At 63.2% G+C, this 4,760-nt stretch carries 5 protein-coding genes, 1 tRNA gene and 1 pseudogene; 6 read left to right on the top strand and 1 reads right to left on the bottom strand.

The features are described 5' to 3' along the window. Positions 1-60: 60 nt before the first annotated feature. A pseudogene (locus QP934_RS11290) lies at positions 61-591 on the top strand (protease); the annotation flags it as partial. Here QP934_RS11290 and QP934_RS11285 read toward each other — a convergent pair. Next, positions 588-1,616, bottom strand: coding sequence for a prephenate dehydrogenase (locus tag QP934_RS11285; RefSeq protein WP_419127572.1), 1,029 nt, complete (start codon positions 1,614-1,616; stop codon positions 588-590). The pseudogene QP934_RS11290 and the gene QP934_RS11285 overlap by 4 nt on opposite strands. Before the next feature lie 39 nt (positions 1,617-1,655). Between QP934_RS11285 and QP934_RS11280 the strand changes: the two genes are divergently transcribed. The 5 genes from QP934_RS11280 to QP934_RS11260 form a co-directional block, all read left to right on the top strand. After that, positions 1,656-2,135: a tRNA adenosine deaminase-associated protein gene (locus QP934_RS11280; RefSeq protein WP_005323176.1), complete on the top strand. Its 480-nt coding sequence runs from the start codon at positions 1,656-1,658 to the stop codon at positions 2,133-2,135. A gap of 25 nt (positions 2,136-2,160) precedes the next feature. Next, positions 2,161-2,592 (top strand): nucleoside deaminase, encoded by a 432-nt coding sequence (locus QP934_RS11275; RefSeq protein WP_340419449.1) that lies wholly within the window; start codon positions 2,161-2,163, stop codon positions 2,590-2,592. A gap of 51 nt (positions 2,593-2,643) precedes the next feature. Beyond that, positions 2,644-2,844 (top strand): CsbD family protein, encoded by a 201-nt coding sequence (locus QP934_RS11270; protein WP_005323174.1) that lies wholly within the window; start codon positions 2,644-2,646, stop codon positions 2,842-2,844. 91 nt (positions 2,845-2,935) lie between these two features. Next, positions 2,936-3,023 (top strand) — tRNA-Ser (locus QP934_RS11265). A 202-nt stretch (positions 3,024-3,225) separates the two neighbouring features. Then, on the top strand, positions 3,226-4,760 hold a 1,535-nt coding region (locus QP934_RS11260; protein WP_419127571.1), incomplete at its 3' end, for an MMPL family transporter.

Raw genomic sequence — 4,760 nt, 5'->3', positions numbered from 1 at the left:
AGATAGTGGTCAGGGTCTCGTGGGCTCGTAGATGTGTATAAGAGACAGGGCGCGGACGCTGGCGCGGGCGCCGCCACGGACGCTGGTGAGGATGCCGATGGTGGAGAAAGCGTTCCCGCGGCTGAGGCCATGCCGGGACTTAAAATGCCGGAGGGTACGGAAAGCGTGCCAGTCAGCGAGGCGATGCCGGGCGGGGCGCCAGATGGCCCGATGCCACTAATTGAAAGCGCCATTCTCGACGTACACTCCACTGGCCGAGCCGGCATGCAGGGTGGTGACTCCGGCGGCCCCTTCTTTGTAGACGGTAAGCTCGCCGGACTCGCCACCGCGGGCACCGCGAACGGGGACCCAGACCTGCCTTCACCTAGCGCGGCTATTACCACGCTGGCCGGCACCAAGGAGTGGATCGAGGGAGTAGTGAGCGGGCGCGATAAGGAAGCGATTCTCACCGCGGAAACCACTCCCGAACCGCCGAAAACCCCGCAGACCAGCGCCGACCACCCTTGGCTTTATGCCGGCGTAGCAGTGCTAGGTCTTATTGCCGCCGCGGTAGCATCCCGCATTCCTGGCCTGCGGGGCCGAAAGCGCTAGAAAATCTCGATGCGCCCGCCCAGGGACTCGGATTGGCGCAGCTGTGCAACCCACTTCGGGCCGCCTGGGTGTAGGCGCAGCACCGGGCGGGAAGAAATCTTGACTGGGGAGACCGATTCCTTGCGCGCGCCGGAACGGGCATCGATGCGGGTGCGGGCGCGATAGCCGGCGTCGGAAAGCTCAGCGATGGAAGGTTCGGGGGAGTCGAGCTTCTCGCGGGCATCGCGCAGCAAGTCCAAGGCTTCGTCCAGTGCTTCCACCAGCGCCGGCGCATTGGTCTCGCACATCTGCTGCACCAGCTCCGGGTGCGTGCCGGCCACGCGGGTAGCGTCCTTGAAAGAACCGGCAGCCAGGGACTGTGCCAGGATTCCGCCGTTATCGCCCACTACGGCGAGGATCTCCGCAAAGACGTGCGGCAGGTGGGAAATGCGCGCCACCGCGGCATCGTGATTAGCCACGCGGATAGGAACCGGCTCTGCGTGCACCATCTGGGTCATGCGCACGACCTCGGTGAAGGTCTCAATCCACTGCTTCGGAATCTTTTCCCCGCGCGCCTCACACTCGGCGGCGTAGTCATAGGTAATGCCCCACGCCGCGCGGCGGAACAGGTCCTTCTGCGAGTTATCCCAACCGGACTTGGACGTGCCCGCCATCGGGTGGCCGCCCACGTAGCGCGACTCCATTCCGCGCTCCAGTACCTGCTGGCGTACGGCTGTCTTCACGGAAACGACGTCCGTAATACCGCAGCTCGGCGCGTGCTCCTGAATAGCGTTAAGCACCTCGCCCACCGCGCCCATAGGCACGGCTATGACAATGAGCGCGTTTTCCGTCTCCGCGCGGGTCAAAATCGCCGGAAGATCATCGGTGACGTCAAAACCCTGCTTTACTGCGGTGCGGGCGCCGGACGTGGAGTGGTTGTAGCCAAAAACGGGGTGATTGTATCCGGCGAGATCGCGCAGCAAAGAGCCGCCGATGAGGCCGAGGCCAATAATGCAGATAGGGCGTTGAACATCTTGAGAACTCACGATGACAATTGTGGCACAACACGACTAATCTCACGAGGTATGAGCAACGAAAATTACTCCTTCGCGGTAACCGTCGCCCGCAACGCGGGCCAATGGCTGGTGCGCAGCTTCAACGATGACTTTGAGGATCCGCAGACCTCCATCAATGCGGTGCGCAGCCTGCGTTCCGAGGGCGCTGCGTTCGCGCTGCTGTGCGTGGAGGATGCCTATTTTATTGCCGTGCGCCCCGTGCCGGGCGGGGTAAAGATGCTCATCTCGGACGCCACCTATGGTGTCGACGATGACTTCGCCGCCGATTTCATGGATATCAACGATCATGAAATCCCGGATGTGGACCCCGAAGAGGCCGATCCTTATGGCGAGGGCGATTTCGATATCTTCGCTGACCTTGGTCTATCCGAGGACCAGGTGGGCTACATCATTGACAATGATGAGGACTGGCCTTCCGATATGTTGCTGCGCATCGCCGGCGAGCTCGGCTTTGGCGATGAGTTGGAAGACGTCATTGATAACGCCTGAGCCCTTGCTGCGCGCTGAGGCTCGGATGCGCCGCGCCCTCGACGTCGCCAAGCGTACGCCGGCCGGCGACGTCCCCGTGGGTGCGGTGCTTTACGACGCCACCGGAACCGAACTTGCCACCGGCGTCAACCGCCGTGAAGAGCTTGCGGACCCGACCGCCCACGCCGAGGTCGAGGCCATTCGCCAGGCCGTCCGCGTGCACGGCGATGGCTGGCGGCTTTCCGGCTGCGAACTCGTCGTCACCCTAGAACCCTGCGCCATGTGCGCCGGCGCCTTGCAAGCTGCCCGTGTTTCTTCCGTGGTCTTTGGCGCCTTCGAGCCCAAGACCGGCGCGTGCGGCTCGCTTATCGATGTCCTGCGTGCCCCCACTGCCCCCTTTACCCCGCAGGTCCGCGGCGGCGTGCTCGAAGAGGAGTGCGCCGCCGGGCTCCGTAAATTCTTCGACGGCCTGCGCTGAAAGTGCGTACACTGGTGGTCATACAACAACCGTCTATTCAAAGGAGTGAACATGGGCGATTTGGAAAACAAGAAGGATGGCCTTGTAGGCAAGGCAAAGGAAGCCTACGGCGAAGCTACCGACAACAAGGACGTAGCTAACGAGGGCAAGGCCGACCAGGTCACCTCCGAGGCTAAGGACAAGCTGTCTGACGCTGCCGAAGGCATCAAGGACAAGGCCAACGAGGTTATCGGCGGCCTGAAGGACGACTAATCCTCGTCCCTCGTTTCCACATCTCGCTGCGCTGGCACCCCGCCGGCGCAGCGATTTTGTCGCTCGGGCCCACTCCCGTAATCTGGAACGCGGTGGCGTGTCCGAGCGGCCGAAGGTGATCGCCTCGAAAGCGATTGTTGGGTAACCCCCAACCGCGGGTTCAAATCCCGCCGCCACCGCACCGGGATCCCGGCCTGTTTACGCAGGTCGGGATTTTCTTTTGCCCAATTTTTCGGCAGGCGCGGGGAATCCGGCTGGCTGGCCGCCAGCTGTGAAAACTGGGACGCAGGTGGCTTCGCGATAGGGGAATGTGGGGTATGGCCACTACACTAGGGCAAAGTTCAACCCGTCCCCCACGCGAATGCGAAGGTACATCTACCCGTGGCTAAACTGCTTTATCGTCTTGGGCGCTGGTCTTTCCTCCATAAGTGGAAGGTCATCGTGGCATGGCTGCTGCTGCTCGCCGCCGTCGGCGGTGCCGCCGCCTTGCTGATGAAACCGATGACGAGCGAGTTCTCCATCAAGGGAACCCCGTCCATCGACGCTACCTACAAGACCATGGACCTCTTCCCAGAGGGCGGCAATCCTGCCAACTCGCCCTCGGTCAACGTGGTCTTCAAGGCCCCAGACGGCCAGAAGCTTTCTGATCCCGCAAACCGCGAGGCCATCGACGCCACCATCTCCTACCTCGAGGACAACCTAGAGATGGGCGATACCACGCGCTTTGGCAACCCGCTTGAGGTCTCGCCTCGATTGCAGGACCAGGTGATCCACCAGTTCACGGACATGGGATTGCCGGAAGCATCCGCCCGCGCGGACGCGGACAACCTCGCCATGGTCAATGATGACGAGACCATTGCCTATACCACCTTTAATTTCGACGCCGAGTCGCCCTATAGCGTGGAGCAGGCCGATAAAGACACCGTTACCGAGGCAATGAATATTGCCCGCGACCGCGGCCTCACCGTAGAGGGCAATGGTGCCGGCTTTGGCGATGAAATCGCGGTCAATTCCACCTCTGAGATCATCGGCCTCGGCGTTGCCTTTATCGTGCTCATCTTTACCTTCGGCTCCCTGGTGGCCTCGGGTATGCCTTTGGTGTCCGCCGTCATCGGCGTGGGGCTAGGCGCGCTGGGCATGTTCATTGCCACCCACTGGATTGAGCTCAATAATATGACCCCGGTCCTGGCCATCATGATTGGCTTAGCCGTGGGCATTGACTATGCGTTGTTTATCCTGTCGCGCTACCGTGCCGAGCGCCGCCGCATGGACGGGCCCGATGCCGCAGGCATGGCGGTGGGAACCGCCGGCTCCTCCGTGGTCTTTGCCGGCGCGACCGTCTTTACTGCGCTTTTTGCGCTTCTCATTGCGCGCATTGGCTTCTTGACGGCCATGGGCTTGGCCGCCGCCGGCACCGTCGCCATCGCCGTATTGGTGTCGCTTACGCTCATCCCCGCGATGCTGGGCATGCTGGGCGATAAGGCCTTCAATGGCCGCATCCCCGGCGTGGCCGGCAACCCGACCCGCAAGGGCAAGCGCCGCCGTGGTCCCACCATGGGCAACCGCTGGGTGCGCCTGGTCCAGAAGGTCCCCGGCCTGGCCATGGCGCTGGTTGTCCTCTCCCTGGGCGCGATGACCGCGCCGGTGCTCGACATGGAACTCGCCCTTCCGGCCGATACCACCTCCAATCCCGATACCACCCAGCGCAAGGCCGCCGACATCATGTCCGAGGGCTTCGGCCCCGGCGTCAACGGCCCCTTCCTCGCCGTGGTCGATGCCCACACGGTCAACGCGGAGGCCGGCGCCCTCGCCCCGCTCGTCGACGCCCAATCCCAGCCCGAACCAGCCCCCGCGCCCGCCCCCGCACCAGATGCGGAGGCCGCGCCCGAGGGCGCTGCACCAGAGGACGTTGCACC

Source organism: Corynebacterium sp. MSK122, assembly GCF_030229435.2.
GTDB classification, from domain to species: domain Bacteria; phylum Actinomycetota; class Actinomycetes; order Mycobacteriales; family Mycobacteriaceae; genus Corynebacterium; species Corynebacterium marquesiae.
This window is presented reverse-complemented; position numbering and strand designations above follow the sequence as displayed.

What these genes read in the sequence shown, in the direction of transcription:
- QP934_RS11280 (WP_005323176.1), top strand. Translation starts at nt 1,656, where the DNA reads ATGAGCAACGAAAATTACTCCTTCGCGGTAACCGTCGCCCGCAACGCG.
- QP934_RS11275 (WP_340419449.1), top strand. Translation starts at nt 2,161, where the DNA reads ATGCGCCGCGCCCTCGACGTCGCCAAGCGTACGCCGGCCGGCGACGTC.
- QP934_RS11270 (WP_005323174.1), top strand. Translation starts at nt 2,644, where the DNA reads ATGGGCGATTTGGAAAACAAGAAGGATGGCCTTGTAGGCAAGGCAAAG.